This is a genomic window from Nonomuraea sp. NEAU-A123 (assembly GCF_018603905.1).
In the GTDB taxonomy this organism is placed as follows: Bacteria; Actinomycetota; Actinomycetes; order Streptosporangiales; family Streptosporangiaceae; genus Nonomuraea.
In genome coordinates this window covers 1-25,764 of sequence record NZ_JAHFZZ010000003.1, presented here as the reverse complement: position 1 = coordinate 25,764, position 25,764 = coordinate 1, and the positions used below count along the sequence as shown (strand labels likewise).

At 68.8% G+C, this 25,764-nt stretch carries 25 protein-coding genes; 12 read left to right on the top strand and 13 right to left on the bottom strand.

Annotated elements, in window-relative coordinates:
• Positions 1–51: 51 nt before the first annotated feature.
• Positions 52–3,375 (top strand): serine/threonine-protein kinase, encoded by a 3,324-nt coding sequence (locus KLK06_RS08290; protein ID WP_250905190.1) that lies wholly within the window; start codon positions 52–54, stop codon positions 3,373–3,375.
• A 136-nt stretch (positions 3,376–3,511) separates the two neighbouring features.
• On the opposite strand, the gene KLK06_RS08285 is transcribed toward KLK06_RS08290, so the two are convergent.
• Complete coding sequence (locus tag KLK06_RS08285; protein ID WP_308168155.1) at positions 3,512–4,303, bottom strand: hypothetical protein; 792 nt, start codon at positions 4,301–4,303, stop codon at positions 3,512–3,514.
• A 70-nt stretch (positions 4,304–4,373) separates the two neighbouring features.
• Between KLK06_RS08285 and KLK06_RS08280 the strand changes: the two genes are divergently transcribed.
• Complete coding sequence (locus tag KLK06_RS08280; RefSeq protein WP_214634772.1) at positions 4,374–5,162, top strand: ABC transporter ATP-binding protein; 789 nt, start codon at positions 4,374–4,376, stop codon at positions 5,160–5,162.
• A 20-nt stretch (positions 5,163–5,182) separates the two neighbouring features.
• On the opposite strand, the gene KLK06_RS08275 is transcribed toward KLK06_RS08280, so the two are convergent.
• The gene (locus KLK06_RS08275; protein WP_214634771.1) at positions 5,183–5,971 is read right to left on the bottom strand and encodes a metalloregulator ArsR/SmtB family transcription factor; all 789 of its coding nucleotides are present in this window, start codon (positions 5,969–5,971) and stop codon (positions 5,183–5,185) included.
• 155 nt (positions 5,972–6,126) lie between these two features.
• Between KLK06_RS08275 and KLK06_RS08270 the strand changes: the two genes are divergently transcribed.
• Genes KLK06_RS08270 through KLK06_RS08260 form a run of 3 tightly spaced genes read left to right on the top strand, consistent with a single transcriptional unit; the run spans position 6,127 to position 8,081 of the window.
• Positions 6,127–7,044 carry an SPFH domain-containing protein gene (locus tag KLK06_RS08270; RefSeq protein ID WP_214635471.1) on the top strand — a complete coding sequence of 306 codons (918 nt, stop codon included), beginning with the start codon at positions 6,127–6,129 and terminating at the stop codon, positions 7,042–7,044.
• Between the two features lie 32 nt (positions 7,045–7,076).
• Complete coding sequence (locus KLK06_RS08265) at positions 7,077–7,832, top strand: sulfite exporter TauE/SafE family protein (RefSeq protein WP_214634770.1); 756 nt, start codon at positions 7,077–7,079, stop codon at positions 7,830–7,832.
• A 30-nt stretch (positions 7,833–7,862) separates the two neighbouring features.
• Entirely contained in the window at positions 7,863–8,081 is a 219-nt protein-coding gene (locus tag KLK06_RS08260) for a hypothetical protein (protein ID WP_214634769.1), read from the top strand.
• A gap of 84 nt (positions 8,082–8,165) precedes the next feature.
• Here KLK06_RS08260 and KLK06_RS08255 read toward each other — a convergent pair whose 3' ends face one another.
• From KLK06_RS08255 to KLK06_RS08230, 7 genes are all read right to left on the bottom strand, one after another.
• The gene (locus KLK06_RS08255; RefSeq protein WP_214634768.1) at positions 8,166–9,005 is read right to left on the bottom strand and encodes an NAD(P)H-binding protein; all 840 of its coding nucleotides are present in this window, start codon (positions 9,003–9,005) and stop codon (positions 8,166–8,168) included.
• A gap of 28 nt (positions 9,006–9,033) precedes the next feature.
• The gene (locus tag KLK06_RS08250) at positions 9,034–9,912 is read right to left on the bottom strand and encodes a Rieske 2Fe-2S domain-containing protein (protein WP_250905138.1); all 879 of its coding nucleotides are present in this window, start codon (positions 9,910–9,912) and stop codon (positions 9,034–9,036) included.
• 63 nt (positions 9,913–9,975) lie between these two features.
• On the bottom strand, positions 9,976–10,587 hold the full coding sequence (locus tag KLK06_RS08245; RefSeq protein WP_214634767.1) for an HD family hydrolase: 612 nt from the start codon (positions 10,585–10,587) through the stop codon (positions 9,976–9,978).
• Position 10,588: 1 nt separating this feature from the next.
• Positions 10,589–12,778 (bottom strand): molybdopterin-dependent oxidoreductase, encoded by a 2,190-nt coding sequence (locus tag KLK06_RS08240; protein WP_214634766.1) that lies wholly within the window; start codon positions 12,776–12,778, stop codon positions 10,589–10,591.
• Positions 12,779–12,918: 140 nt separating this feature from the next.
• The gene (locus tag KLK06_RS08235) at positions 12,919–13,560 is read right to left on the bottom strand and encodes a hypothetical protein (protein ID WP_214634765.1); all 642 of its coding nucleotides are present in this window, start codon (positions 13,558–13,560) and stop codon (positions 12,919–12,921) included.
• 1 nt (position 13,561) lies between these two features.
• Positions 13,562–13,693 (bottom strand): hypothetical protein, encoded by a 132-nt coding sequence (locus tag KLK06_RS61355; protein ID WP_284734938.1) that lies wholly within the window; start codon positions 13,691–13,693, stop codon positions 13,562–13,564.
• 256 nt (positions 13,694–13,949) lie between these two features.
• Entirely contained in the window at positions 13,950–14,219 is a 270-nt protein-coding gene (locus tag KLK06_RS08230) for a hypothetical protein (protein WP_214634764.1), read from the bottom strand.
• A gap of 253 nt (positions 14,220–14,472) precedes the next feature.
• Here KLK06_RS08230 and KLK06_RS08225 point away from each other — a divergent pair, with 253 nt between their 5' ends.
• Both KLK06_RS08225 and KLK06_RS08220 read left to right on the top strand, forming a co-directional pair.
• Complete coding sequence (locus tag KLK06_RS08225; RefSeq protein ID WP_214634763.1) at positions 14,473–15,336, top strand: helix-turn-helix transcriptional regulator; 864 nt, start codon at positions 14,473–14,475, stop codon at positions 15,334–15,336.
• 54 nt (positions 15,337–15,390) lie between these two features.
• A complete protein-coding gene (locus KLK06_RS08220) occupies positions 15,391–15,618 on the top strand; it encodes a DUF397 domain-containing protein (RefSeq protein ID WP_214634762.1) in 228 nt (75 codons plus the stop codon).
• A gap of 322 nt (positions 15,619–15,940) precedes the next feature.
• Here KLK06_RS08220 and KLK06_RS08215 read toward each other — a convergent pair whose 3' ends face one another.
• Positions 15,941–17,386: a catalase gene (locus KLK06_RS08215; protein ID WP_214634761.1), complete on the bottom strand. Its 1,446-nt coding sequence runs from the start codon at positions 17,384–17,386 to the stop codon at positions 15,941–15,943.
• Between the two features lie 146 nt (positions 17,387–17,532).
• On the bottom strand, positions 17,533–18,939 hold the full coding sequence (locus tag KLK06_RS08210) for an MFS transporter (protein ID WP_214634760.1): 1,407 nt from the start codon (positions 18,937–18,939) through the stop codon (positions 17,533–17,535).
• A 107-nt stretch (positions 18,940–19,046) separates the two neighbouring features.
• On the opposite strand from KLK06_RS08210, the gene KLK06_RS08205 reads away from it, so the two are divergent.
• The 4 genes from KLK06_RS08205 to KLK06_RS08190 all read left to right on the top strand — a co-directional run bounded on the left by KLK06_RS08205 (position 19,047) and on the right by KLK06_RS08190 (position 23,512).
• Entirely contained in the window at positions 19,047–19,880 is an 834-nt protein-coding gene (locus KLK06_RS08205; RefSeq protein WP_308168154.1) for a helix-turn-helix transcriptional regulator, read from the top strand.
• Positions 19,881–19,951: 71 nt separating this feature from the next.
• Positions 19,952–21,052 carry a CapA family protein gene (locus KLK06_RS08200; RefSeq protein WP_214634759.1) on the top strand — a complete coding sequence of 367 codons (1,101 nt, stop codon included), beginning with the start codon at positions 19,952–19,954 and terminating at the stop codon, positions 21,050–21,052.
• Between the two features lie 41 nt (positions 21,053–21,093).
• Positions 21,094–22,827, top strand: coding sequence for an SDR family oxidoreductase (locus KLK06_RS08195; RefSeq protein ID WP_214634758.1), 1,734 nt, complete (start codon positions 21,094–21,096; stop codon positions 22,825–22,827).
• Positions 22,828–22,870: 43 nt separating this feature from the next.
• Positions 22,871–23,512: a TetR family transcriptional regulator gene (locus KLK06_RS08190; protein ID WP_214635469.1), complete on the top strand. Its 642-nt coding sequence runs from the start codon at positions 22,871–22,873 to the stop codon at positions 23,510–23,512.
• Between the two features lie 256 nt (positions 23,513–23,768).
• Here KLK06_RS08190 and KLK06_RS08185 read toward each other — a convergent pair whose 3' ends face one another.
• Complete coding sequence (locus KLK06_RS08185; RefSeq protein WP_214634757.1) at positions 23,769–24,128, bottom strand: hypothetical protein; 360 nt, start codon at positions 24,126–24,128, stop codon at positions 23,769–23,771.
• 170 nt (positions 24,129–24,298) lie between these two features.
• On the opposite strand from KLK06_RS08185, the gene KLK06_RS08180 reads away from it, so the two are divergent.
• Positions 24,299–24,829, top strand: a complete 531-nt coding sequence (locus tag KLK06_RS08180) for a tetratricopeptide repeat protein (protein ID WP_308126929.1) — start codon at positions 24,299–24,301, stop codon at positions 24,827–24,829.
• A gap of 432 nt (positions 24,830–25,261) precedes the next feature.
• On the opposite strand, the gene tnpA is transcribed toward KLK06_RS08180, so the two are convergent.
• Positions 25,262–25,690 carry an IS200/IS605 family transposase gene (gene tnpA / locus KLK06_RS08175; RefSeq protein WP_214635467.1) on the bottom strand — a complete coding sequence of 143 codons (429 nt, stop codon included), beginning with the start codon at positions 25,688–25,690 and terminating at the stop codon, positions 25,262–25,264.
• Positions 25,691–25,764: the final 74 nt, after the last annotated feature.

The following is a 25,764-nucleotide window of genomic DNA, read 5'->3' as shown; positions in this document are numbered from 1 at the left end:
ATTTTCCGGCAGAACTTTATGGTCAGTCCTGGCATCCAAAGTCCCGTGGATATGTTGATCGCCGGCGACCCGCAGCGGTTGGGCGAGTACTGGCTGGCCGGCAGATTAGGCGCCGGCGGCCAGGGGGTGGTGTACGAGGCGTACGCCGAGGACGGCACCCGCGTGGCCATCAAGGTCCTGCACAGCCATCAGGCCGCGCAGCTGGCCAAGGAGGCGGCGGCCGCGCAGCGGGTCTCCTCCTTCTGCACCGCGCGGGTGATCGCGGCCGAGCTGGAAGAGCCGCGCCCGTACCTGGTCAGCGAGTACGTCCCCGGCCCCAGCCTGCGCAAGGCGGTTGCCGAGGGGCGCCGGTTCCTGGGTGACGACCTGCACCGGCTGGGCACCGCGGTGGCCACCGCGCTGACCGCGATCCATGAGGTCGGCGTGGTCCACCGCGACCTCAAGCCGGACAACGTGCTGCTGGGCCCCGACGGCCCCCGGGTGATCGACTTCGGCATCGCCAGGACCGCGGAGATGTCGCTGACCGCGACCGGCCTGGTGACCGGTACCCCCACCTACATGGCGCCGGAGGTGTTCTCCGGGCAGCGGGCGGGCGCGCCCGCCGACGTGTTCGGCTGGGGCGGGATCATGCTCTACGCGGCCACCGGCACCGACCCGTTCGAGGCGGAGAGCCTGGGCGGGGTGATGCACCGGGTGCTGTCGTCCAACCCCGACCTGCGGGTGCTGCCCGAGGCGATGCGCCCGCTGGTCGCGGCGGCGCTCATGAAGGACCCGCGCGAGCGCCCCACCGCCCGGCAGCTCCTGCTCGCGCTGGTCAGCGGTGACAGCAGGCTCGACACGGCACGCCTGCTGGCGCAGGGCGACCAGGCGGCCGCCCAGATGGCGGTGTCCGGCGACGACCCGGCGCTCGGCATGCTGGCCGAGGAGTGCTACGCGCTGCTCAACCCGGCCGAGCGCGAGCTGGCCCCCGAAGTGTTCCTGCGGCTGGTCACGGTGGGCGAGCAGAGCGAGCTGTCCGTACGGCATGCGGACCTGTCCGAGCTGGTGGAAGGCCGTCCCCTGCCCGAGGTGTCGTCGATCACCCGGATCCTGGAGGTGTTCGATTACCTGCTGGGCCGCGACGACCAGGAGGTCTGGCTGGCCCATCCCGCCCTGCCGCGCGCCTGGCCGCGTCTGGGCCGCTGGATCGACGCCAACCGCGACGGCTTGGCCGTACACCGCCAGATCCTGACCGCCGCGAAGAGGTGGACGGCGGCCGGGCGCAAGGACGGGGACCTGTTCCAGAGCACCAGCCTGGAGAACGCGCTGCAGTGGGCGGCCACCTCGCGCAGGAACATCACGCTCTCCCCGGCCGAACGCGACTTCCTGGACTCGTCGGCGCGGCTGACCAGGCGCCGGGCCAGGCGGACCAGGCTCGTCTCGCTGAGCCTGGCGGGACTGCTGCTCATCGCGCTGATGGCCGGCGGGCTGGCGATTCAGCAGGGTGTTGTCGCCAACTCCAGGGCGGAGCAGCTGGCGGTGCAGTTGAGCAGGTCGGAGTCGATCCGCCTGGCCGCCCTGGCGGACGTCACCAGAAGCTCAGATCCGCGGCTCGCCATGCTGCTGAGCGTGGCCGCCTGGCGGCTGGACGAGACGCCGCAGGCCAGGACGGCGCTGAACGGCTCGCTCGCCCAGCGCGACCTGGCGATGTTCCGATACCCGTTCGGCGCGATGACGGTGCTCGGCGGCGACGGGCGCACGCTGGTCAGCGTCAGCAAGGACCAGGCACGGCTGTGGGACGTGCGCACCGGCAGGCAGATCACGGTGATCCCCGGTCTCAAGCTCGATGGCGGACCGCTGACGGACGTCACCCTGTCACCTTCGGCCCGCACGCTCATGGCCGCGAACGCCGTGCGGGCCGGCGCCTGGGACGCCCACACCGGCGAGATCGTCGGCGTCTGGCCCTACGACCGTACGAACTACCTGGCCAAAGCCTGGATCACGGCCATCGAGAAGAACGAGGGCCAGGACGTGTACGTCAGGGCCCGCACCCGCTGGACCGTGACCGCCGCGGACCCGAAGGCCGGCACCGCCGTCGCGAGCCAGGACGGCACGTGGACGGCGCGGAACAACCTGGGCCGGCTGATGCTGACCAACCTCCGGGAAGGCTGGTCGCAAGAGTCCGGCAAGGCGAGCTACAACAAGGGCGACCCGGTCTTCAGCGCGAACGGGCGGCTACTGGCCACGGTGACCAGGGACGACATCCAGTTCTGGCGGCTGCCCGACTTCCGCCTGCTCACCAAGGTCCGGGTCCTGGGGGACGGAGACGCCGGCGAGCAGCCGTACGGCGCCTTCGACGGCTCGACGTTCCGGTACGTCATGAGAGATCAGGTCTTCTCCGTGGACGTCACCGACCTCATGGCCGAGGTGAAGCCGGAGCTGATGGACCCGGCGACGATCAGCCCCGATGGCCGCTACCTGGTGGCCCCCGAGGAGGGTGGCACGACGATACGCGCGGTCGCCACGGGAAAGACACTCGGCCCCATGCCCGTCGCCGACAGCTTCGACTTCAATCGCGACGGCCGGTTGGCCGTCCTGTCCAAGGGGCAGATCAAGGTGCTGGACGCGGCCACACGGAAGGTTCTGGCCGAGTTCGCCACGGGCAAGGGGGGCTCGCAGGTGTTCTTCAGCCCCGACGGGACCAGGCTCGCGCTCTCGCGGCGGCTTGGGCGCGGCCACGCCGTGGAGCTCTGGGACTGGCGGTCGCACCGCAGGCTGTGGCAGACGCCGACCCGTACGCCCCTCGCCGTGACGTTCTCCCCCGACGGGCGGCGGTTGGCAGTCGGCGGCCCCGACCAGCGCATCCTCGACACCGCCGACGGCAAGATGATCGGCGAGCCGTTCGGCGGCGACGCGGCCGCCACCGGCGACCGGGTGTGGTTCACCCACTCAGGCAAGATCCTGGTCGTGCAGGATTCGCGCGGGCGCGTCACCCGCTGGGACACCGCCACCCGGCGCGGCATCGGCACGCCCACACCCAAGATTTTCGGCTGGAGCGCTTCCTACTCGCCCACCGAGGATCTCATCGCGTTCACGCAGGACGCGGGCCATGTGCTGCTGTTCGACCCGATCTCGGGAAGCGGTCTCGGCCGCTCCGCGGACACGGGCGGCGGGCTGGCGCCAGGCACCGGTGAACTGTCGTCCGTGGCCTTCACCCCCGACGGGACGCAGGTGCTCACCGTGGACGGCCATGGCACGGTCAACCGGGTCCCCGCCGCCGCGCAGGCCGTCGCCAGATCCGTCTGCGCCCGGGCCGGACGGTCGCTGACCCCGCAGGAGTGGGCGGCCCACATCCCCGCGCTCCCCTTCCGGGAAGTCTGCCCGCGCCAAGGGTGACCGATCCGCGCCTTAGCTGGTGAATTCACGGCCGGAGGTCGCACGCGGGGGCTGCTCGCGGCCCGCCTGACGGGCTCGAAGATGGCGTTGCTCGCGGCCCGCCTGACCGGCTCAAGGAGGGCGCTGCTCGCGGCCGCTACTGTCTGACGGGCTCGAAGATGGCGTGGTGTGCCGCCACCAGGGCCCGTCGTACGGCCCGGTCGAGCTCCCGCAGGGCGGCGCCGCGGGCGGCGATCTCCCCGGAGGTCAGGCCCCGCTCGTCGGCCAGCCGCAGCACCGCGGCCAGGCGCGTGGCCAGGGCGGAGACGCGGTGCGCCCGTCCCGGATAGCCGGGCGCCAGCTCGCCGCCGAGCCGCCCCAGCCGATCGGGCCACTCCTGTGCCGGCCCGCCGGCATCGGCCAGCGTCTCCGTCGCCGACCGCATCGCGATCGCCAGCTCCTGCTCCGCCTCGGCCACGGACGGCAGGTCCACGCGTACGGGGCCGGACGGGTGTACGGCCAGTCGTACTCCCACATAGGACGATCCGCGCAGGTCGGGCGAGGGCACCAGTCCGAGGCACCGGTCGGAGAGCACCGCGATGACGGCCTGGCCGGCTTCCACCGCGGCCGCGTTGAAGGCGGGCGGCCCGGAGAGCCCGAGCGGGTCGCCGGGCGCGGGCAGCGCCAGCCGGAACTCGGTCAGCCCGTCGGACCGCAGCCCGGCGAGGTAGGCACGCAACGGCACGTCGCCCATGGCAGCGGAACCCGAGACGTCGGCAGCGGAGCCCGGGACGTCGGCAGGGGAACCTGGGACGTCGGGGGGTCCCACGACGGCGGGGCCCGAGGCGGCTTCGACCCGGTCGACGGCCTCGTCGAGACCGACGTGACCGGCGAGCCAGGCGTTGCCCCAGGCGACCAGCGGAGGAGAGACAGGTGATTCAGGGCGCACCGATCCACGATATGCCCCCGCCCTGCAATAGGTTTGTCCCGAGCGTTACTCCTAAAGGAGGGATCCGGGGATGGGTGGTCAGGTGCTGCGGCTCCAGGACGTCGCCGTCAGGCGCGACGGGGCGGCCCTGCTGCGCGGCATCGACTGGACGGTCAACGAGGACGAGCGATGGGTCGTCATCGGGCCGAACGGAGCAGGAAAGACGACGTTGTTGCAGGTCGCGGCCACGCTGCTGTACCCGAGCGAGGGGATCGTGGAGGTGCTCGGCGAGCGGCTGGGTCAGGCCGACGTCTTCGATCTGCGGCCGCGCATCGGTCTGGCGAGCGCCGCGCTGGCCGAGCGCATCCCGCCGGAGGAGAAGGTCATCGACCTGGTTCTGACGGCGTCATACGCGATCATGGGCCGCTGGACCGAAGAGTACGACTCCAACGATGTCACCAGGGCCGTCGAGCTGATCGACATGATGGGCGCCGCGCATCTGATCAGGCGCAGGTTCGGCACCCTCTCCGAGGGAGAGCGTAAACGGGTGCAGATCGCCCGCGCGCTCATGCCCGACCCCGAGATGCTGCTGCTGGACGAGCCGGCGGCCGGGCTCGACCTGGGCGGCCGGGAGGACCTGGTGCGCCGTCTGTCGGTGCTGGCCAACGACCTCCGCTCGCCCACGCTGGTGCTCGTCACGCATCACGTGGAGGAGGTGCCCAACGGGTTCACTCACGGGCTGCTGCTCAAGCACGGCTCGGTCGTGGCCCAGGGGCCGCTGGAGCACGTGATGACGGCCGACAACCTGTCGCAGACGTTCGGGGTGCCGCTGTCACTGGACCGCAGCGCCGAAGGACGTTGGTACGCCCGCGCGCACTAGAGCGTGCGGCGGCTGCCGCCTCAGGCGTGCGCGCGATGCATCTCCCATGGGGCCTGCGGGAGGACGTCGCCGGTCTCGAGCAGCGACTTGAGGTTCGCCAGCACGGCGGGCCATCCGTTCGAAATGCCGTTGAGCATCTCCAGGTTGGGGAGATTCTCGTGGGTCACGGTGAGGCGGACGATGTCGTGGTGCGGTTCGACGAGGAAGGTGACGACCGACGGCTCTCTTGGCGCTTCGGGGTCAGGGGCGTCGTCGAAGGTGATGACCAGGCGCGTCGGGGGCTCGGCCTTGAGCACTTGACCGACGACGTCGACGACGCCTGATCCGTCGACGCGCTGGTGCTCCCAGGCCGAGCCCGGCTGCCAGTCCGAAACGTTGGCGTGTCCCCAGTAACGCGCCGTCAGGTCGGCGTCCGTCAGGGCCTGCCACACCTGCTCCGCGCTCGCGCGGATGTAGGTGACATAGACGTAGGTCGGCACGGACGTGGGTTCGTTGGTCATGGCGTACTCCTCTGCCTGGTTCTTGATGGCACTGATCGCTTGTAGGCGGGGCTTGTCGAACCCCGAGATCCAGCGCTCCTCGATCTCATGGATCGGCGCCGGGTTGAGGTAATGAAGCCGCTCCCGTCCGCGCCGGACGACGGTCACGAGATTGGCCTGCTCAAGGATGCCGAGATGCTGTGTCGCCGACTGGCGGGCCATGTCCAGGCGGTCACACAGCTCGCGCAGCGACTGGCCGTTCTTCTCCCGTAGACGGTCGAGCAGGAGTCGCCGGGTCGGATCGGCCAGCGCTTTGAAAATCGAGTCCATCGCTCTCGCTTCGAGGCTCACGCTCCATTATGCAGGTATTTACCTGCCTAATGTCAACTGGGTCTTGAGACGTCTGCTGTAGATCGCTTTTATCCGGTGAACGGCCAGTAGCATCTACGAAGGCGGTCCCCTCGGCCTCGGAGCGTGCCATGTCCATGGAGCAGCTCATCGTCGCCCTCGTTGTGGTCGCGGCGGTGGGGTTAGGGGTGGCGCGTACGGTCCGCATCATTCCCCAGGCGACCGCGGCGATCATCGAGCGGCTCGGCCGCTATCACCGCACGCTGAAACCGGGGCTCAACCTGGTCGTGCCGTTCGTCGACCGGATCAAGGACCTGATCGACCTCCGGGAGCAGGTCGTCTCGTTCCCGCCGCAGCCGGTGATCACCTCCGACAACCTGGTCGTCTCGATCGACACCGTCATCTACTTCCAGGTGACCAATCCGAAGGCGGCCACGTACGAGATCGCGAACTTCCTGGTCGGGGTCGAGCAACTGACCGTCACCACGCTGCGTAACGTGGTCGGCGGCATGGACCTGGAGAGCACGCTGACCTCCCGCGAGGAGATCAACACCGAGCTGCGCGGCGTGCTCGACGAGGCGACCGGCAAGTGGGGCATCCGGGTCAACCGGGTCGAGCTCAAGGCCATCGACCCGCCGTCCTCCATCCAGGACTCGATGGAGAAGCAGATGCGCGCCGACCGCGACAAGCGGGCCGCGGTGTTGGCCGCGGAGGGGCAGCGGCAGGCGGCGATCCTGACGGCCGAAGGTGAGCAGCAGGCGGCGGTCCTGCGCGCCCGCGGCGAGGCGGAGGCGGCCGTCCTGCGCGCCCAGGCGGAGGCCGAGGCCCAGGCCATGCGGGCCAAGGGGCAGGCGGACGCGATCGGGATGGTGTTCAAGGCGATCCACGAGGGCAAACCGGACCAGCGGCTGCTGGCCTACCAATACCTGCAGATGCTCCCGGAGATCGCCAAGGGTGACGCCAACAAGATCTGGATCGTCCCGTCGGAGATGGGCCGGGCGCTGGAGAACCTGGGCGGGCTCTTCTCGCCGCCCAAGGATGACCCCGACCAGTAGCCGGGAAACGGTCCACCTCTAAGCTCTGTCGGATGACATTGTGGGAGGCCGTCGCGGTGTTCGCGGCCGGGATCGCGGCCGGGGCCATCAACGCGGTAGTCGGCTCGGGCTCGCTGATCACCTTTCCCGCACTCGTGGCAATCGGCATCGACCCGGTTGTGGCGAACGTCTCGAACAACATCGGCCTCGTGCCCGGCTCCTTCACTGGCGCGTACGGCTACCGCGCCGAGCTCGCCGGGCAGCGCGAACGGCTGCTGCGCCTCGGGCCCGCCTCGGCGATCGGATCGCTGATCGGCGGGATCCTGCTGCTGTTCCTCGACCCGAGTGTCTTCAAGGTCGTGGTCCCGGTGCTGATCGGGCTGTCCTGCGTGCTGGTCGTGGTGCAGCCCAAGCTCAGCGGGTGGCTGTCGGCCCGGCGCGAGGAGGCCGACCCCCACGGCGGCGTGGTGCTCTGGCTCGGCGTGCTGGGGGCGGGGATCTACGGCGGCTACTTCGGCGCGGCCCAGGGCGTGCTGCTGATCGGGTTGCTCGGCAGCTTCCTGACCGAACCCCTGCAGCGGGTGAACGCGGCCAAGAACGTCCTGGCGCTGATCGTCAACGGGACCGCGGCCGTGCTGTTCATCCTCATCGCCCACGTGGACTGGTGGGCGGTGCTGGCGGTTGCGGTGGGTGCCACGCTGGGCGGGTTCATCGGGGCCAAGGTCGGGCGCCGCATCCCCGCTCCGGTGCTGCGGGGCATCATCGTGTGCGTGGGAATTGTGGCGATTGTCAAACTAGTGTACGGATAAATACCAGGCATTCTGGGTATAAATCCGTACATGAAGGGTGATCGGGTCGAGATCGTCATTGATGCGGGCGGCTCCCCGCGCACCTACGAGATCACCGCCACCCGCGCGGGCCGCCGCGTCGAGGTGGCCACCGGGCGCGGGGTGGTCGAGGTCAGTGAGGTGACCAGGAGCGGCACCGCGGTACGTACCGCGCGATTCATGTCCAGCCGCATCCTGGCCCTGGTGGAACACCCGGCCGACGAGAGCTGAGTCAGCGGGAGCCGGCCGCGGTGGCCGTGCGCGCGGAACGTCACCGGAAGTCGGCCACGTGGTCCACGGCACACCTACGGAAGGTCACCGGAAGTCGGCCGCGTGGTCGGCGGCCCACTCGCGGAAGGTCAGCGCGGGCCGGCCGAGCAGCTTCGGCACCGTGTCCGTGATCCGCTCCGGCGTGTCCACGAACGCCGCCCAGCCCGCGAGCGCGCCGTCAACGAACCGCGCGTCGCCCCACGCGGCCAGCAACTGCTCGCGGGCGGCCTCCAGCGGCAGCTCCGCCCACCGCACCTCGCGTCCGACCGCCTCGCCGATGATCCGCGCCTGCTCGGCCTGCGACAACTGCTCGGGCCCGCTGAGGGCGTACCTGGCCCCGCCGTGCCCGGCCGAGGTGAGCACGTGCACGGCCACGGCCGCGATGTCCTTCTCGTGGATCAGCGCCCGGCGGGCCTCCCCGTACGGCCAGCGCACCACGCCCTGCCTGACCTGGTCGGCCCAGCCGAGCGTGTTCGTCGCGAAGCCGCCGGGCCGCAGGAACGTCCAGCTCATACCGGTATGCCGGATCAGCCGTTCCACCTCTTGATGGAACAGCGTCGCCTCCTCCCCGTCGGCCAGATCCTCGACGTCGGCCGACAGGTAGATGACGCGGCGCGCGTGGGCGGCGATGGCCTTCACCACGGATGCGGCGGTCTCGGCCGCGAAGCCGGGCCAGATCAGGAAGACGGACTCGACGTCCTTCAACGCCGGTTCCAGGCTCTCGGGGACGGACAGGTCGCCCTTGACCGCCTCGACGCCTTCGGGCAGCTTCGCCCTGCCGGGGTCGCGGACCAGGGCGCGGACCGGGAGGCCCGCCCCGGCCAGTTGGGAGACGACGTGCGTGCCTACGTTGCCGGTCGCTCCGGTCACCAGAATTCTGCTCATGGTCGGACCGTAGAACTTAAACCAATGTTCAGGTCAAGCTCGGCCGTACCTGGATCGTGCCGTCGCTCCGGATCCGGGTCTCGAAGGTGGGCGCGGGCGCGGTCGCGGGGCCATGCCTGACGGAGCCGTCGGCCAGCCGGAACGTGCTGCCGTGCCAGGGGCAGACCACGCACGCCTCGCCGTTCTCCACGACGAGCCGGCCCTGGTGGAGCGGGCCCGCGAGGTGCGAGCACCGGTCGGCGAGCACGGTGACGCCCTCGGCGTGCCGCAGCACGAAGAGCTGGATGTAGCCGAGTCGCCGCGACACCGGACGGTCCTTGGGCAGGTCGTTGACCAGGCACAGGTCGTGCCAGCCCAGTGGCACGAGATGGGTGACCTGGGGCGCGTGGTTGGCGCCCGCCGCCTGCCGGTAGGCCAGATGCCCGCCCAGGTAGGCGCCGAGGCTGCCGGCGCTGAGCCCGGCGACGGTCAGCATCTTGCCCGCGCGTTCGTTGCCGCGCAGCCGGGACAGCAGCGAGGCGGAGAGGAACCCCAGCGCGGTCACGTTCGCCAGCATGTGTACGAACCCGACACGCTGCTGCTCGCGGTGGAGCGACGACCAGTCGGTCAGGCCGGCGGCAGCGGTCGGCAGCGCACTGCCGAGGCCCGTGGCCAGCAGCAGTCGCGCGGCCCGGGGGTCGGCGTTGGTCCAGTCGAGCACCGCGGTGGACATCCAGCAGCCCAGGCTGAAGGTGGCGAGCGGCGGATGCAGCGGTTTGCCCGTGGGCACGCCGTGCAGCCAGTCGCGCAGCCGTCCCGGCCGGATCCGGTCGCGTACGGCCTTGGCCAGCACTCGGATCGGCCGGTCCATGGCCTTGGACCGCTCAAGCCGGTCGGCCAGATCGACCGGACCCGCGAAACGCCGCAAATACCGCCGGTTAGCTCGTACTATCTCTTTCACGACAAGTCCCCTACCCCGGGCATGAGGGCATCACTCGGACAGGTGCCCCCTCGCCACGGAGAGCTCGACCAGCTCCAGCGCGTACGCCCCGAGCGACGGCGAGCCGTCCTCGATGAGCCGCACCTTCTCCTTGACCTGCGCGGCCGTCACCTTGAACAGCGTCCAGGTGCCGCCCTCGGTGTGGTGGTTGGCCAGGATCGGCGCGAACCGGTCGAGCGCTCTGGCGAACCGCGCCTCCTGCGTCTCCCGAGCCTCGAACTCATCCCAGAGCGCCCGCATCCCCGCCCCCTGCTCGCCCGGGAGCAGCGCGAAGATGCGGTCGGCGGCGGCCCGCTCCGCGTCGGGCTGGGCGGCCACCGCGGCCGTGTCGTAGACGAAGGTGTCACCGGCGTCGATCTCGACCAGATCGTGCACGAGCAGCATCGCCACCACCCGCTGGATGTCGGTCCCCGGTGGCGCGTGCTCACCCAGGACCATGGCCAGCGTGCCTACGTACCAGGAGTGCTCTGCGTCGTTCTCTCGCCGTGAGCCGTCCATGAGATGGTTGCGGCGGAGGACCCGCTTTAACTTGTCGATCTCGACGGCGAACGCGATCTGGGCGGTCAGGCGGTCCTCTTCTGGCGCGATAGTCACGCGCGACACCCTAATGTGCGGTGATCACACTGGTTGGCAGAATTGTTACGGGAACCCCATTGAACACGGCATTTCCCGACGGAACGTCGATTGCCGACTCATCGGTCAGCTCATTCGCGCTGACCCCCGCGTGCTCGGCGGCGACCGTCTGAGCGCTGCCCGCGTGTCCCCAGCCGTGGGGCAGGCTGACCACGCCCGGCATGATCGTGTCGGTGGGTTCGAGCGGCACTCTGAGCTCTCCCTTGGCCGAGCGGATCAGGGCCTCGCCGTCCAGCCCGAGCCTGGCCACGTCGGCCGGGTTGATCTGGAGCGTGCAGGTGTTGCTGCCGCCGACCAGCGAGCCCACGTTGTGCAGCCAGCTGTTGTTGGAGCGCAGATGGCGCCGCCCGATCAGCACGATCTCCGGCGGCTCCTGCTCCAGCCCGGCGCGCAGCCGCTCCACGTCCTCGATGAGCTGCGGCGGCGCGAGCTCGATCACCCCGGAGGCGGTCTTCAGCACCTCGGCCAGCCGGGGCTCCAGCGGCCCGAGATCCAGTCCGTGCGGGTTGTCGAGCAGCTTGCGCAGCGACAGGTCGCCCTTGCCCGCCCACTCGCCGTACGGGCCCAGCTTGAGCATCAGGTCGAGCCGGAGCTCGGCCCCCGAATCGCCGTCGAGCGCGGCCCGCAGCTCGGCCACGTCCCGCCCCTCCACACCGGAACCCGGCAGGTCGACGGCCTTGCGCAGCATCTGGTCGATGACGAACTCGTCGAGGTCACCCTCCAGCCCGGACGCGATCATGGTGAGCCTGGACAGGATCTGCGCCTCCGACGGCTGCCCGTCCAGCGGCAGCAGCGGACGCGAGTAACGGGTGTAGTTGCGTACCGCGAAATTGAGCAGGGCGAAGTCGTAGTGCCCCGACTGGAGCGCCCGCGGCGGCGGCAGGATGACGTTCGCGTGCTTGGTGGTCTCGTTCAGGTACGGGTCGACGCTGACCATGAAGTCGAGCCGCCCGAAGGCCGCGTCGAGCCGGGCGCCGTGCGGCGCCGAGAGCACCGGATTGCCCGCCACGGTGACCAGGAACCGGATCTGCCCGTCACCGGGCGTCTCGATCTCGTCGGCGAGCGTGGCGACCGGCAGCTCGCCGTTCGCCTCGGGCAGGCTCCTGACGCGGCTCTTCCACCGGCCCAGTGTGTACGGCCTGCGGGCCAGGCCGAACTCGGTGGCGGGTTTGGCGAACATGGCGCCGCCGGGCCGGTCGAGGTTGCCGGTGAGCACGTTGAGCACGTCCACCAGCCACTGGGCCAGCGTGCCGAACTCGGCCGTACAGGTGCCGATCCTGGCGTAGACGGCCGCCGTCCTGGCCGCCGCCAGCTCCCTGGCCAGCCGGACGATCACCTCGGCGGGCACGCCCGTGCGGCGGGACACCACGTCGGGCGGGAAGTGCTTGGCCGCCTCGCGTACCTCGTCCAGGCCGTTGACCTCGTGCGACACCGTGGTCAGGTCTTCGGCGAAGAGCGTGTGCGCGATGCCGAAGAGCAGGTAGGCGTCGGTGCCCGGCCGGACGAACACGTGCTCGTCGGCCAGGCCGGCGGTCCTGGTGCGGCGCGGATCGACCACGACCAGGCGGCCGCCGCGAGCGCGCAGCGCCTTGAGCCTGCCGGGGAAGTCGGGCGCGGTGCACAGCGAGCCGTTGGACTCCAGCGGGTTGGCGCCCAGCATGAGCAGGTAGTCGGTCCTGTCGAGGTCCGGCACCGGGACGGCGAGCGGATGGCCGAACATCAGCCCGCTGGCCACGTGCTTGGGCATCTGGTCGGCGGTGCTGGCCGAGAAGATGTTGCGGGTGCCGAGGGACTTGAGCAGCGGCGTGCCGTAGAGCTGGCCCGCCATGTTGTGCACGTTCGGGTTGCCGAGATAAACGCCGACCGACTGGCGGCCGTGCCGCTCCGTGACCTGGTCGAGGCCCTGCTTGACGGCGGCGAACGCCTCGTCCCAGCCGACCTCGCGCCAGAGCTCGCCCTCCCTGATCAGCGGCTTGCGCAGCCGGTCGGGGTCCTCGTCCAGGCGGCCCAGACTGGCGCCCTTGGGGCAGATGAAGCCCTTGCTGAACGGGTCGTCCTTGTCGCCCCGCACGCTCGTCACGTGCCCGCCCTCGTCGAGGGTGAGTGTCAGGCCGCAGACGGCCTCGCACAGGGGACAGGTCCGGTGAACGGTCGACGTCATCACGACTCCTGAGTTCGTCAGTTGAACTCATCTTGGCTCGTACGACACGCGTGGGGAAGCCCCGGAGCCCCCGCGGTCTCCGGGGCTTGCACTGGAGAGCACCTCAGGCCCGAGGCGCCCCCCAGGTCATCGGCAGGCCGTCAGCCGACCTGCGGCAGCGCGAGCGGCCTGGCCAGATCAGGGGGCTCCTCAAGGTCGGTGCGCAAGGAGACCCAGGCATGGCCGTAGAGCCGGGCGAGCCCGGGGGAGGCCGCGCCGGGCAGTTCGTCACGCCGGACGACCTCAACGATCAGCAGGTGCGCCCATTTGCGGTGCCGGTAGACGTTGGCGCTCCTGGCCCAGCACGCCGCCGCGATCTCCTCGGCGTAAGCCTCGAACTCCGCGGCGGAGATGCCCGCCCGGGTCATGACGAGGGCCTTCTCACCCGTGCGCGTGGGGGTGATCCACAACACCAGCGGGATCCTGCCCGCGCGGGTGTGCATCGTGGTCTCCAGGCAGGTCTTCTGCAGCCGGTGCCTGGTCGCCACGCACCAGAAGTGCGCCGCCACCCAGTTGCGGCCGGTCCTGGTCACCGCCGGCACCGAGACCGCGCTGGTCAGCATGATGAACGGCCACCACCGGCCCTGCTGGGTGGCGCCCAGCAGCGTCAGCACGAACAGGCTGAGCGCCCCGATCAGCAGCAGCTCGGTGCGGATCCGCCACAGCCTGGCGAGCAGTCCGGAACCGGCGGCCGGCAGGTCCTCGTTGGCCGGGTAGATCTGGTTACGGGGGTTCCTCGACATCTCAGGACACCTCCTCGACGATGCGGGAGGGAACCTTGAGCTGGTCGAACCGGGGGTCGCGGTAGCGACGTGCCCCGAATCCGGTCCTCGCGACGGTCCAGCCTCGCCGGAAGGCGAACTCATCCGGCTCCATGCAGATCTCTCGATCCGCCCAAGCGATGAGTTCCTGGATCCGGGTCTTGATTCGGCTGAGTCCCTTGGTACCTTGTGAGTACATAGAACACCTCTTTCGCGGCATTACTCGAGGTGGGTTCTTGCGCCGGATCGCAGGCTGATGACCGGTGTCGCCGCAGGGTGGCAGCCCTTTTGAGCGGCAATGAGGTGGTCAGCCTGGGTCCGGCTTCTCTGTGGTTCTCCGTGCTCGAATGAGCGACATTTGCGGCGGTCGATCAGATGAATGCGGGGTCCTTCCGGCAAGCGGCCTCCCTGGGGCAGAGATTCAGATCCGGGACGGCGACGTTGCCGGTGGTGCGGCCCGCGTGGCCGCCAGCGATGAAGAGCGGTAGGCCCGGTGTGTTCGGCCGTGTCGTCATCTCGGCCTCCCATCCGTCGGCAACCTTCCAGAGCTCGATCGTCTCTCCCGGACCCGCCTGGTGCAATACGTTCAGCAAGAGAAGATTTTGTTTTCTTCGGTCCTTGCTTGCGGCTTTGCTATGCATCTGTGGATGCAACTTGCACGAGAACTGTCGGAGGTGCCTGGTGTCGGAGTGGGTAAGGGGGAACTGTCGCTTGTATCCCACCCCAGATGAGGCCCCTCTTGCCCCCTACGCTCTCCCCGTGAAAGCCTTATGGCAAGCCTTAGTGGCACTACACATGCAAGTTGCAGTGTAAGATTGAGCGAGCGGCCCAGAAAGCCGGGCTCCAAACGGTCCTTTCCCGCTACACCTTCATTCCCGACGAGGAGAGTGGACGGTGCCATCGCAGCAGGGCAGTCCGACTGTTCGCAGGCTGATGCTCGGCCAGGAGCTGCGCCTCCTACGCGAACGCAAAAAGCTGACGGGGGCCAAGGCGGCTAGGGAGCTGGGCTGGAGTCCCAGCAAGGTCAGCCGGATCGAAGCAGCCAAGACCATGCCAAGTGCCGAGGACATCAAGGCAATGGGCAAGCTGTACAAGGCGGATGACGACAAGCTCGAAGAACTCTTTGGCTTGTTGCGTGATGCGGATCAGCGTGGCTGGTGGGAAGATTATGAAGACGCTCTGCCGGGGGAGTACACAAGACTCCTCGGGCTGGAGGCGGAGGCCACGTTTCAGCGGAGCTGGGAACCCCAGGTCGTGCCGGGCCTCCTGCAGACTGAGGACTACGCGCGGGAGGTCATTCTGGCCACCCGTGGCATCGCGCGCATCACGCACAGCGGTGTCCGGAGCCGGGTCGAGGCGCGCCTCGACAGGCAGCGGCGCGTCCTTCGTCGACCCGAGCCATCCATGCTCAACGTTGTGCTGGATGAAGCGGTCTTGATGCGCCGTTTCGGCGAGCCCTCAGTGATGCGCGAGCAGATGGATCATCTCCTGGAGATCTCCCTGACGCCGCACATCAGTGTCCGCGTGCTGACCCTGGAATCGCTCCACCCGGTCAACACCGGCGCCTTCATCCACCTCAAGTTCCCGGAATTCGATGATGTTGTATACCTTGAGCAGCTGTACAACGCTCAATTCGTCGAAGACCTCGGACTGGTGGCTGGATACGAGACAGCCTTCGACCACATCAGGTCAGAGGCGCTGGACGAGGACGAGTCTCGCGTGCTCATCCAGCGCAAGGCCATGTTGTGGCGACGTTAGAGACGAAGTCACATAAAGGGGCAATGGAGCCCCTTTCGCCCGTTTGGGGAGAAAATGTACACCGACACCTCAGTGGCGGCATGGCGGAAGAGCCGGTTCTGCAACGGCGCATCGGCTTGCGTCGAGGTCGCCAGCCTCGCGGATGGCAACGTGGCGCTCAGGGACAGCAAGGCGCAGGACGGTCCTGTCCTGGTCTTCACCCCGAGTGAGTGGGCTGCCTTCACGGCCGGGGTCCGTGATGGCGAGTTCGACCTGACCTCGCTTGCCGCTACCGCGTCATGAATAACGGCCCTGGCAGGTTGCTACCACAACACCATCAGGGCCGCCGCGACTCCAGCTCGTCATCTTTCGCGAGAACCGAAGATCCCCATATCTTGGCCTGAAGTGCGTTGGAGATCAACTAGCGACTCACCTGGTTCGACGCAGAGGATCAGCCTCCTTCGCGGAGTACGGTATGACGACTCCAGCACGAAGAGCCCTCTGCTCCACTTGGACCGCCCCCCAACAGGCTCCACGTGAAACGGCTCGCGCCCTCATAGGGACGCGAGCCGTTTCAGTGTCGACGTCAGTGCTCGACGTCAGTGCTCGACGTCAATGCTCGGTGTCAGGCGAGATCGAGGCCGCGGGCGACGCCCTGGCCGAGGTCCTTGTGGATGTTGCTCCAGTACTCCACGACCCGCCGCTTCATGTCCGAGGTGACCTCGGGGGCCGAGGCGTGGCCGACGATGTTGCTCACCAGGTGCTCGCGGTCCGTCTCGGACAGCACGTTCTCCCAGAGGGCGCGCGGCTGGACGTAGTCGTCGTCCTCGGCGTGCTTGGTGTACGCCGAACGGACGATCTCGCCCGCCACCTGGTAGTTCTCGCCCTCGTACCGCGACGGGTCCGCCGCCGGGCCGTTGACGCTGTTGGGCGCGTACACCGGGTCCTGCTGGTTCCTGAAGGTCATCGGACCGTCGAAGTTGTAGGAGTTGACCGCGGCCCGGGGCTGGTTGATCGGCAACTGCAGGTAGTTGGGGCCGATCCGGTAGCGGTGCGTGTCGGGGTAGGAGAACAGCCGGCCCTGCAGCATCTTGTCCGGCGACGTGTCGATGCCGGGCACCAGGTTCGACGGCTCGAAGCCGGCCTGCTCCACCTCGGCGAAGTAGTTGGCCGGGTTGCGGTTCAGGGTGAACGTGCCGATCGTGATCTCGGGGTAGTCGCTGTGCGGCCACACCTTGGTCAGGTCGAACGGGTTGAACCGGTAGTCGGCCGCGGCCTCGAACGGCATGATCTGGACGTTCACCCGCCACGACGGGTGGTCGCCCGCCGCGATGGCCGTGTGCAGGTCGCGGATGTGGTGGTCGGGGTCGACGAGCAGCGCGGCGCCTTCGGCGCCGGTGTAGTTCTTGATGCCCTGCTCGGTCCTGAAGTGGTACTTCACCCAGAACTTCTCGCCCCCGGCGTTGTACCAGAGGAAGGTGTGCGAGCCGAAGCCGTGCATGTGCCGCCACGAGGCGGGGATGCCGCGGTCGGTCATCAGGAAGGTGACCTGGTGCGCCGACTCCGGCGACAGGGTCCAGAAGTCCCACTGCATGTTGTTGTCACGCAGGTGGTTGTCGGCCCGGCGCTTCTGGCTGTGGATGAAGTCGGAGAACTTCTGCGGGTCCCGGATGAAGAAGATCGGCGTGTTGTTGCCGACGAGGTCGTAGTTGCCCTCTTCGGTGTAGAACTTGATCGCGAACCCGCGCGGGTCGCGAGCGGTGTCGGGGCTGCCGAGCTCGCCGGCGACGGTCGAGAAGCGCAGGAAGAGCGGGGTCTCCTTGCCCTTCTGGAAGAGGCCGGCCTTGGTGAACTGGCTGACGTCCTCGGTGATCCGCAGGAAGCCATGGGCGCCGCCGCCTTTGGCGTGCACGACGCGCTCGGGAACACGTTCCCGGTTGAAGTGCGCCATCTTCTGGATCAGGTAGTGATCCTGCATAAGAAGAGGGCCGTTCGGGCCGACGGAGAGCGAGTGCTCGTCACTCGGCGCGGGAATGCCCGCATCGTCGGTGGTGATAGGCCTGTTCGTCATAAGCGCGATCCTTCGCGATCATCGTTGACAGCTCGGGCAGACGCCTCAGTTCGCCACGTGGGCGGCGGTCCCCCGGAAGTAGGTCATAGACCCCCATATCCGGACAGCTATGCGGTAAACATGAATAATTCAAGTAAAGGAATACTTCAGCTCGTGCCGCGTCGTACCAGGAAGATCGAGCTCAACCCGGCCAGTACGGCCAGCCCCGCGAGCGCCACGGCGGTCACCATCGAGGCGGACCCGGTGCCGCCGCCCTGGCTCAGGGAGATGAACAGCGTGCCCACCGTCGAGACCCCGATCACCTGGCCGAGCTGCATCACGGTGAGGAGCGCCCCGCTCGCGTCCGCGGCGTAGACGTCGTCGACGTGGGTGGTGGCCAGGTTGGTCACCGCGACCTGCACGCCGAGCCCGGCGCCGATGAGCGCGCTCATGACCGCGTACGCCACACCGCCTCCAGCGGCCAGCCCGAGACCCACGTAGGCGGGTGCGGCCACCACGTAACCGAAGGGCACGAACGAGCGCTGACGGCGGGGCGGCAGCAGCGGCCAGCCGAGCCCCACGAGCGCGAACGCCAGCGCGCACGGCACCAGCATCATGCCCGAGGCCAGCGGCGACAGGTTCAGGTCGCCCTGCAGGTGCAGCGCCGAGGTGAACAGGAACGCGCCCCAGGTCGCCGGCCCGAGCAGCAGCACGGCGAGCCCCGGCCGCATGCCGGGCGCGCGCAGCACGCGCGCGTTCACCAGCGGGCGCCCGCCGCGGTTCGTCACCCATCGCTCAACGCGGACGAACACCACGAAGAGCACCACGCTCAGCGCCATGGAAGCCCAGCCCCACAACGGCCAGCCGAGGTCCCTGCCGAGCACGAGCGGGACCACGAACAGCAACACGGCGGCCGACAGGCTCACCAGACCCCACGGGTCGAGCCCGCCCTGGCCGCTGCCCTGGTCGGCGGGGAGCACGCGCAGGCCCGCGATCAACAGCAAGACGCCGATCGGCACCAGGACGAGGAAGACGATCCGCCAGCCGGCGCCGAGCCCGAGCAGGATCCCGCCGAGCGCCTGGCCGACCACGATGCCGCCGCTCACCACCGCGGACCACAAGCCCAGCGCCCGGCCCCTGGCCGCGCCCTGGTAGTTGTGCTGGATCAGCGTCATGACCTGGGGCATCATCAGCGCGGCTCCGGCGCCCTGGGCGAGCCGGGCGGCGACCAGCGTGCCGGTCGTGGGCGCGAGCCCCGCCCCCAGCGTGGTGAGCGTGAAAAAGGCGAGCCCGATGAGAAAGGCCCGGCGATAGCCGAACAGGTCGCCCAGCCTGGCACCGGTGATCAACAGGACGGCGTAGACAATGGTGTAACCGGCGACGATCATCTGCAGCCCGGCACCGGATGAGTGCAGATCGGCCTCGATGGTCGGGGTGGCCACGTTGACGATGTTGACGTTCAGGATGGCCAGGAACTGCCCCACGAGGATGACCGCCAGGAGCAGCCCGCTGGCCTTGCTCTTGTCCGGCTGTTGAACCGGCACAGGGGGAGCAACGGGAGCGGATTGGGTCATGGGTTAAGTGTGGCGGCAATCCAGTACCAGTAACGAGAGCCCCTTTATACTGGTATTAACGCTACCTGGATGAGTGATGACCGCTATCCCATAGTGAAGGGGTGACCGTGACAGAAGCAAGGCGCTCCGATCTGTCGGCATTCCTGCGCACCCGGCGCGGGCGGATCACCCCCGAGATGGTCGATCTGGCGCCGGGGCCCCGCAGGCGCACGCCCGGTCTGCGCCGTGAGGAGGTCGCCCAGCTCGCCGGGGTGGGCGTCACCTGGTACACGTGGCTGGAGCAGGGGCGGCCGATCAACGCCAGCAGCCAGGTGCTCGACGCGATCTCACGCACGCTCCGGCTCGACACCGCCGAGCGGCAGCACCTCTACCGGCTCGCGGGCCAGTCGGGAACGCCCGTCCTCGACGGCTCCACGCCGGTGACGCCGGAGATGCAGGCCATACTCGACCAGCTCGGCGCGATGCCCGCGTGCATCACGAACAGCCGCTACGACGTGCTGGCCTGGAACTCCGCCTATGCCACGATCTTCCCCGAGACCGTCGGCGCCCAGGAGTGCGAGCGCAACTCGCTCTGGCAGGCGTTCGTCAATCCTTCCTGGACGACCATGCTGGTCAATCGCGGTCAGGAGCTGCCCCGCAGCGTGGCCGTCTTCAGGGGCGCCTACAGCCGCCACTCCGACGACCCGTGCTGGCAGGACTTCGTCCGGCGGCTCGCCGCGGAGAGCGCCGAGTTCGCCCGGCTCTGGGCCAGGCAGGACGTGGCCGAGCCCGGGCCGCGCGTGAAGTCGTTCGAGCACCGGCAGATGGGCCGGATCAGCTTCAGGACGACCAGCTTCAACCTCTCGTCGGCGCCCGAAACCCGCATGATCGTCTACACGCCCCTGGACCAGGGGTGCCTCGATGCCATGACCCGTCTCATGACCGAAGGTCAGCGCGGCTAGAATCACCGCGATTCATCCGCTCATGCCATGCTCGATGGCTGAAAGTCAGGATCGAGCGGAAGTGACCGCACATGAGACTCCCCCGACCCCTACTCTCGGCTCCCCTCGCCGTCACGCTGGCCGCGGTCGCCGCATGCACGGCGGCCAAGCCGGAGCAGCCGCCGAAGAACGAACAGCCGCCGAAGACCGAACAGGCGGCGGAGAAGCCTGAGGAGGCGACGGTCTCCGCCACCCCCACCCGGCAGCCGTACACGATCTCGTTCGGCGGGGACGTGCACTTCGAGGGCGGGCTCCGCAACAGGCTCGCCGCGCCGCGCACGGCGCTCGGGCCGATCGCGCAGGTGCTGCGCAAGGCCGACCTCGCGATGGTCAACCTGGAGACGGCGATCACGACCGGCGGAACGCCCGCGCCCGGCAAGGAGTTCACGTTCAGGGCGCCCGCCACGGCGTTCGCCGCGCTGAAGGCCGCCGGGGTGGACGTGGCGTCGATGGCCAACAACCACGGCATGGACTACATGGAGACGGGGCTCACCGACTCGCTGGCGGCGATCAAGCAGAGCAAGTTCCCGATCGTGGGCATCGGGGCGAACTCCACGCAGGCCTACAAACCATTCAGGAAGACCGTCAACGGCAACCGGGTCTCCATCATCGGCGCCACACAGGTGCTCGACGCCGAGTTCATCCAGGCGTGGACGGCGACGTCCACCAAGGGCGGGCTCGCGTCGGCCAAGGACGAGCCGCGCCTGCTCCAGGCCGTACGGCAGGCTCGCAAGAACTCCGACACCGTCATCGTGCACCTGCACTGGGGCACCGAGATGCAGAAGTGCCCCAACCCGGCGCAGCTCGCGCTCGGCCCGAAGCTGATCAAGGCGGGCGCCGACGTGGTGGTCGGCGGGCACGCGCACATCCTGCTCGGCGCCGGGTACATCGGCAACGGCTACGTCAGCTACGGATTAGGCAACTTCGTCTTCTACAACTCCACGCCCGGCACCACCGGCACGACCGGCGTGCTGACGCTCACCATCAAGGGCCGCAAGGTGCTCAAAGACCAGTGGACCCCGGCCACGATCCAGGGGGGCATACCGATCCCCATGACGGGCACGGCCAAGACGCAGGCGGTGGCCGACTGGAGGGCCCTGCGATCCTGTACGGGTCTGGCCGCCCGTCCTTGACGGGATCTATCATTGGATTCCCCGTCCAATAGGAGGTCGCGATGCGCTGGGTCGAGTCCGATGACGTACGGCTGGCGGTCTTCGAGGAAGGCGATCCAGGCAACCCCACGATCCTGCTCGTGCACGGCTACCCGGACACGCACCGGGTCTGGGACGAGGTCGCCGAGCGGCTGCGCGACCGCTTCCACGTGGTCCGCTACGACGTACGCGGCGCGGGCTCCTCGACGGCCCCGCGCCACACCCGCGACTACGCCTTCGACCGGCTCGCGGCCGACCTGACGGCGGTGCTCGACGCGATCGGCAAGCCGCGGGTCCATCTCGTGGGGCACGACTGGGGTTCGCTGCAGGGCTGGGACGCCGTGAGCCGGCCCGGCCTCCGTGACCGGGTGGCCTCCTTCACCAGCTTCGGGGGTCCGGGTCTCGCGCAGTGGCGTCACTTCATGAAGCACGGCCGGCGGCGCGAGGTGCTGTCACAGAGGGCCAAGTCCTGGTACATCGGCGTCTTCCGGCTTCCGGTGCTGCCTGAGGTGGGGTGGAGCACGTTCATGCCGCGGGTCATGGAACGGACCATGCGGCTGAACGAGGGCATCGAGCCCAGACCGGGCCACCCGGCCGACACGCTGGTAAGCGACGCCCGCAACGGTCTGCGGCTCTACCGCAGCAACATGGCCGACCGGCCCGGCGATGACGCGGTCGGTGGTGACGGTCCGGTCGTCGCCGTGCCCGTTCAGCTCATCGAGCCAACGCGGGACCCGTTCGTCACCTCGGCGTTGCTGGCCTCCCTCGGGCAGTGGGTCCCGAGGTTCTGGCACCGCAAGATCGCGGCCGGTCACTGGGCCCAGCGCAGCCATCCCGAGGTCATCGCCAGGATGATCGCCGAGTTCGCCACGCACACCGACGGCGGCGCGCCCAGCAGAAGCCTGCGCGGAGCACGCGTCGAAGAGGGACAGAAGGCCTTCCACGGGCAACTGGTGGTGATCACCGGTGCCGGTAGCGGCATCGGGCGCGCCACCGCACGCGCCTTCGCGGCGCACGGGGCCGAGGTCGTCTGTGCGGACCTCGATCTCGAAGCGGCGGCGCGCACGGCCGACGGCATCGCCAAGGACCTCGGCGGTACGGCCCACGCCGTACGGGTCGATGTCGCCGACACCACCCAGATGGAAGACTTCGCCAGAAATATCCGCTCTGAGTATGGAGTGCCGGACATTGTGGTGAACAATGCCGGGATCGCGGTCAGCGGGCCGTTCCTCGAGCACTCGGTCGACGACTGGCGCCGGACTCTCGACGTCAACTTGTGGGGCGTCATCCACGGCTGCCGCCTGTTCGCCGCTCAGATGGTCGAGCGGGGAGAAGGCGGCCACGTCGTCAACATCGCCTCACTGGCCGCGTTCGTACCGTCGCGGCTGCTGCCCGCCTACTCCACCTCGAAGGCGGCCGTGAAGATGCTGAGCGAGTGCCTCAGAGCGGAAGTCGCCGCGCAGGGCATCGGGGTCACCGCGATATGCCCCGGTTTCGTGTCCACGCCCATCGCCCGCAACGCCACGTACGTCGGACCGGACATCAGGGAGACGGCCGAACAGAGTCTCGCCCGCCGCGGCTACCCGCCCGAGCGCGTCGCCGCCCACATCCTGCGGGCCGTACACCGTGACCAGGCCGTCGTCCCGGTCAACGCGGAAGGGAAGATCGGCTACGCGCTGTCGAGAATCTCGCCGGGAGCACTGCGGCGGCTGGCACGAGTGACCGGCGTCACAGGAATTCCGCCATTCGCCAGGTAACGATCGTGCACTTGGGGGGAAGATGGAGCTCGTGTCCTCCCCGATGATTGAAGACGGCTGCGCGCCGCCCAAATCGCTCCGGCGACGGCCGACGCAGCGCCGCAGTGCCCGCCGCGTCGAGCGGATGCTCGACGCGTGCGCCGAGCTACTCGACGAGATCGGCTACGAGGGTCTCTCCACCACCCGCATCGCCGAGCGCGCCGGCGTCGCGATCGGGTCGGTCTACCAGTTCTTTCCCGACAAGCGGGCCATCACGCAGGAGCTGACCCGGCGCAACGTCGAGCAGTTCGTCTCCCGGGTCGGCCGCAGGTTCCTCGAAGAGGACTACCGCGGCTGGTGGGAGGCGGTCGACGCGATCATCGACGAGTTCGTCGACATGCATCGGAGCGTGCCCGGGTTCAGGAACCTACGCTTCGGCGACGTGGTCGACCTCAACCTGCTCGACTCCGACTCCGACAACAACATGGTGATCGCCGGGCGGCTGCGCGGGCTGCTGCTGAAGGAGTTCGGGTTGGCCGACAGCCAGGAGCTCGACCTGGCCGTGCTGGTCGCCGTCGAGGCGGGCGACGCGGTGCTGAAGCTGGCCTTCCGCCGCGATCCCGACGGGTCACCGGAGATCATCGAGGCGGCCAAGCAACTGATCCGCGGCTTCCTGTCCCGCCAGCTCAAGTCCTGGTCCCCGTGAGGCGCCCGGGCCACGCGCCGTCCCGGCTTCCAGGCCTTCTTCAGGGCGCCTGATCCTCCTCGAGACGCGTGGCCGGTCTCCTTGGCGCCGGTCGGCTCTCCTTCGAAAGGCTCGGCCGGTGCCCCCAGGCACCGTCGGCTCCCCGTCGGGAGGCCTGGGGTCCCTAGGCGGCCTTCGGGAGCTTGGCGGCACGGGTCGACTTCTTCGGGAGACGTAGTCGGTTCCCCGGGCGCCCAGTCGGCTTTGTTCTGGGCGTCTAGTCGGTTTCGCGTAGCTCCTTGAGGAGTTCCGGGAGCCAGGCGGGAGTCGAGCTGCCGAGGCCGTGCTGGCGCTGTGGCTGGTCGGTCGATTCCGGGACGAGCGCGGCGGCGGGTGGCTGGCGTAGCTGGGTCCGCGACGGGCCGGCACCCGGCACGCACGGTGCCGGGAACGTCACCGGCCGTGCGTCACGCGCCTCCCTCGCCATCCTGGTATGCAGTCTGGCCTCCAGCGCGTGGAGGTTTCGCTCAGCCGATTCGATGGCCTCCAGGCGGGCCGAAAAGTAGCCAACCGCGCCGGGAATCACAGCCGACAGCACGATGACGCAGGCCAGCATGAAGGTCATCTGCTTGGACATGCCCATCGCGACTCCCTCCACTAGCGGACGAGCGCGACGGTAATATCCCCTACGACCAGCACAGACACGCTGGCTGTAGTCATACTTTAACGCTACGTTGCCGAACCCGTGCGAGATCCGCGATGTGCATTGACCGGGCAAAACCGCAAGCGGCTCGGTAGTCTCGCGGTGTGGCGCATGTGACCCGTGAGCACCTTGATCGCCTGCTAGAGCAGGCACTGCTGGCCGACGACCACGGTTCGCTGGCCAAGCGGCTGTACGACGTCGCGCTCGGCTATTCGTCGGGCGACGTTTCCAGGGCATCCATCCTGGTCCTGGCCGCCGAGGAATGGCGAGCGGCGGGACAACCCGCGCGTGCGATGGAGTGCTTCCAGCGTGCGATGGAAGACGGTGGCGAGTCGAGCATCGACCCGCGAGCCGGCATAGCCGACACGCTCTTCGAGCTCGACAGACCGGACGAGGCAAGGGAGGTCATCGAGACCATCCGCGCGGAGGGCCGTGCCACCACGGCGACCGCTCACACGATCGCCGAGACCCTGGTCGCCTACGGTGACCTAAGGGCCGGGCACGAGTGGGCGACCCAGGCGGTGCTGGCCTGCGACGAGAACGACCCCGAGCAAGTGGCCCTACTACGCACCCGTTACCGCATCCGGGTGGACCTCGGCCTGCCGGAGGACGACCTGGACGCCTTGGTGTCCTGACGAGGGATGCCGTGGGCAGACGACGCGATCCGCCCCCTGTGGGAGGGCGGCGCGGTCTGTCCGGCTGGGCGGGTGACCTAATCCGCGGGGGGGGGTAGCGCGATCTTTCCCCTCGGGTGGGTAGCGCGTCCGTCTCTCGGGTGAGTGGCGCGTCCTTCCCCGCAAGTGGGTGGCGCGTCCGTTCATCGGGTGGGTGGCGCGGTCTGTTCCGCTGGGCGAGTGGGGTATTGGCGGGTGGGTTGCGCGATCCGTCCCCTCGGGCGGGTGGTGCGAGCCGTTCTGCGGGTGAATGGTGTGGGCGGAGGCGCGCTGGGCGTCAGTTCAGCGGATTCTGGCGTGGAACCCCGGGCGTTTACGCCCGGGAGGAAACGACAGCGCGGGAGGGCCTCCCGGCCCGGGTGGTGTAGTAGCGGGCAGGTCTGGATAGGCAGATCAGCCGGGTCGTTTCTGGTTCTCGATGTACTCCTTGATGATCGATAGTGGGGCACCGCCGCAGGAGGCGGCGAAGTAGGACGGGGACCAGAAGTGCCCGCCCCACAGGTACTGGCGCACGTGCGGGCCGAACTCCTTGCGCAGCAGTCGGGCCGAGACGCCCTTGAGGGAGTTGACCAGGACCGACAGGGCGACCTTGGGCGGGTAGTGAACCAGGAGATGGACGTGGTCGTGTTCGCCGTTGAACTCGACCAGTACGGCCCCGAAGCTGTCGCACACCTCAATCATGATCTCTTCGCAACGGGTCAGGAGCTCATTGGTGAAGACCTTCCGCCGGTATTTGGGGGTAAAGACCAAATGTGCGTGAAGGCTGTAGACGACGGTGCGTCCCCGTCGGATATCGGGATTGGGTTCCCAGCGCGGTGACATGGACCAAACGGTAGTGTGTTCGAGGTGAAGCTGGTGGTGCAGGTGAAGCTTCTGCCGACGCCTGAGCAGGCGGC

Bases quoted from the DNA above. Each gene is read 5' to 3' on its own strand.
- KLK06_RS08290 (WP_250905190.1), top strand. From the start codon at position 52: ATGTTGATCGCCGGCGACCCGCAGCGGTTGGGCGAGTACTGGCTGGCC.
- KLK06_RS08280 (WP_214634772.1), top strand. From the start codon at position 4,374: ATGGGTGGTCAGGTGCTGCGGCTCCAGGACGTCGCCGTCAGGCGCGAC.
- KLK06_RS08275 (WP_214634771.1), bottom strand. From the start codon at position 5,971: ATGGACTCGATTTTCAAAGCGCTGGCCGATCCGACCCGGCGACTCCTG.
- KLK06_RS08270 (WP_214635471.1), top strand. From the start codon at position 6,127: ATGGAGCAGCTCATCGTCGCCCTCGTTGTGGTCGCGGCGGTGGGGTTA.
- KLK06_RS08265 (WP_214634770.1), top strand. From the start codon at position 7,077: ATGACATTGTGGGAGGCCGTCGCGGTGTTCGCGGCCGGGATCGCGGCC.
- KLK06_RS08260 (WP_214634769.1), top strand. From the start codon at position 7,863: ATGAAGGGTGATCGGGTCGAGATCGTCATTGATGCGGGCGGCTCCCCG.
- KLK06_RS08255 (WP_214634768.1), bottom strand. From the start codon at position 9,005: ATGAGCAGAATTCTGGTGACCGGAGCGACCGGCAACGTAGGCACGCAC.
- KLK06_RS08240 (WP_214634766.1), bottom strand. From the start codon at position 12,778: ATGACGTCGACCGTTCACCGGACCTGTCCCCTGTGCGAGGCCGTCTGC.
- KLK06_RS08235 (WP_214634765.1), bottom strand. From the start codon at position 13,560: ATGTCGAGGAACCCCCGTAACCAGATCTACCCGGCCAACGAGGACCTG.
- KLK06_RS61355 (WP_284734938.1), bottom strand. From the start codon at position 13,693: ATGGAGCCGGATGAGTTCGCCTTCCGGCGAGGCTGGACCGTCGCGAGG.
- KLK06_RS08230 (WP_214634764.1), bottom strand. From the start codon at position 14,219: ATGCATAGCAAAGCCGCAAGCAAGGACCGAAGAAAACAAAATCTTCTC.
- KLK06_RS08220 (WP_214634762.1), top strand. From the start codon at position 15,391: ATGTACACCGACACCTCAGTGGCGGCATGGCGGAAGAGCCGGTTCTGC.
- KLK06_RS08215 (WP_214634761.1), bottom strand. From the start codon at position 17,386: ATGACGAACAGGCCTATCACCACCGACGATGCGGGCATTCCCGCGCCG.
- KLK06_RS08210 (WP_214634760.1), bottom strand. From the start codon at position 18,939: ATGACCCAATCCGCTCCCGTTGCTCCCCCTGTGCCGGTTCAACAGCCG.
- KLK06_RS08200 (WP_214634759.1), top strand. From the start codon at position 19,952: ATGAGACTCCCCCGACCCCTACTCTCGGCTCCCCTCGCCGTCACGCTG.
- KLK06_RS08195 (WP_214634758.1), top strand. From the start codon at position 21,094: ATGCGCTGGGTCGAGTCCGATGACGTACGGCTGGCGGTCTTCGAGGAA.
- KLK06_RS08190 (WP_214635469.1), top strand. From the start codon at position 22,871: ATGATTGAAGACGGCTGCGCGCCGCCCAAATCGCTCCGGCGACGGCCG.
- KLK06_RS08185 (WP_214634757.1), bottom strand. From the start codon at position 24,128: ATGTCCAAGCAGATGACCTTCATGCTGGCCTGCGTCATCGTGCTGTCG.
- tnpA (WP_214635467.1), bottom strand. From the start codon at position 25,690: ATGTCACCGCGCTGGGAACCCAATCCCGATATCCGACGGGGACGCACC.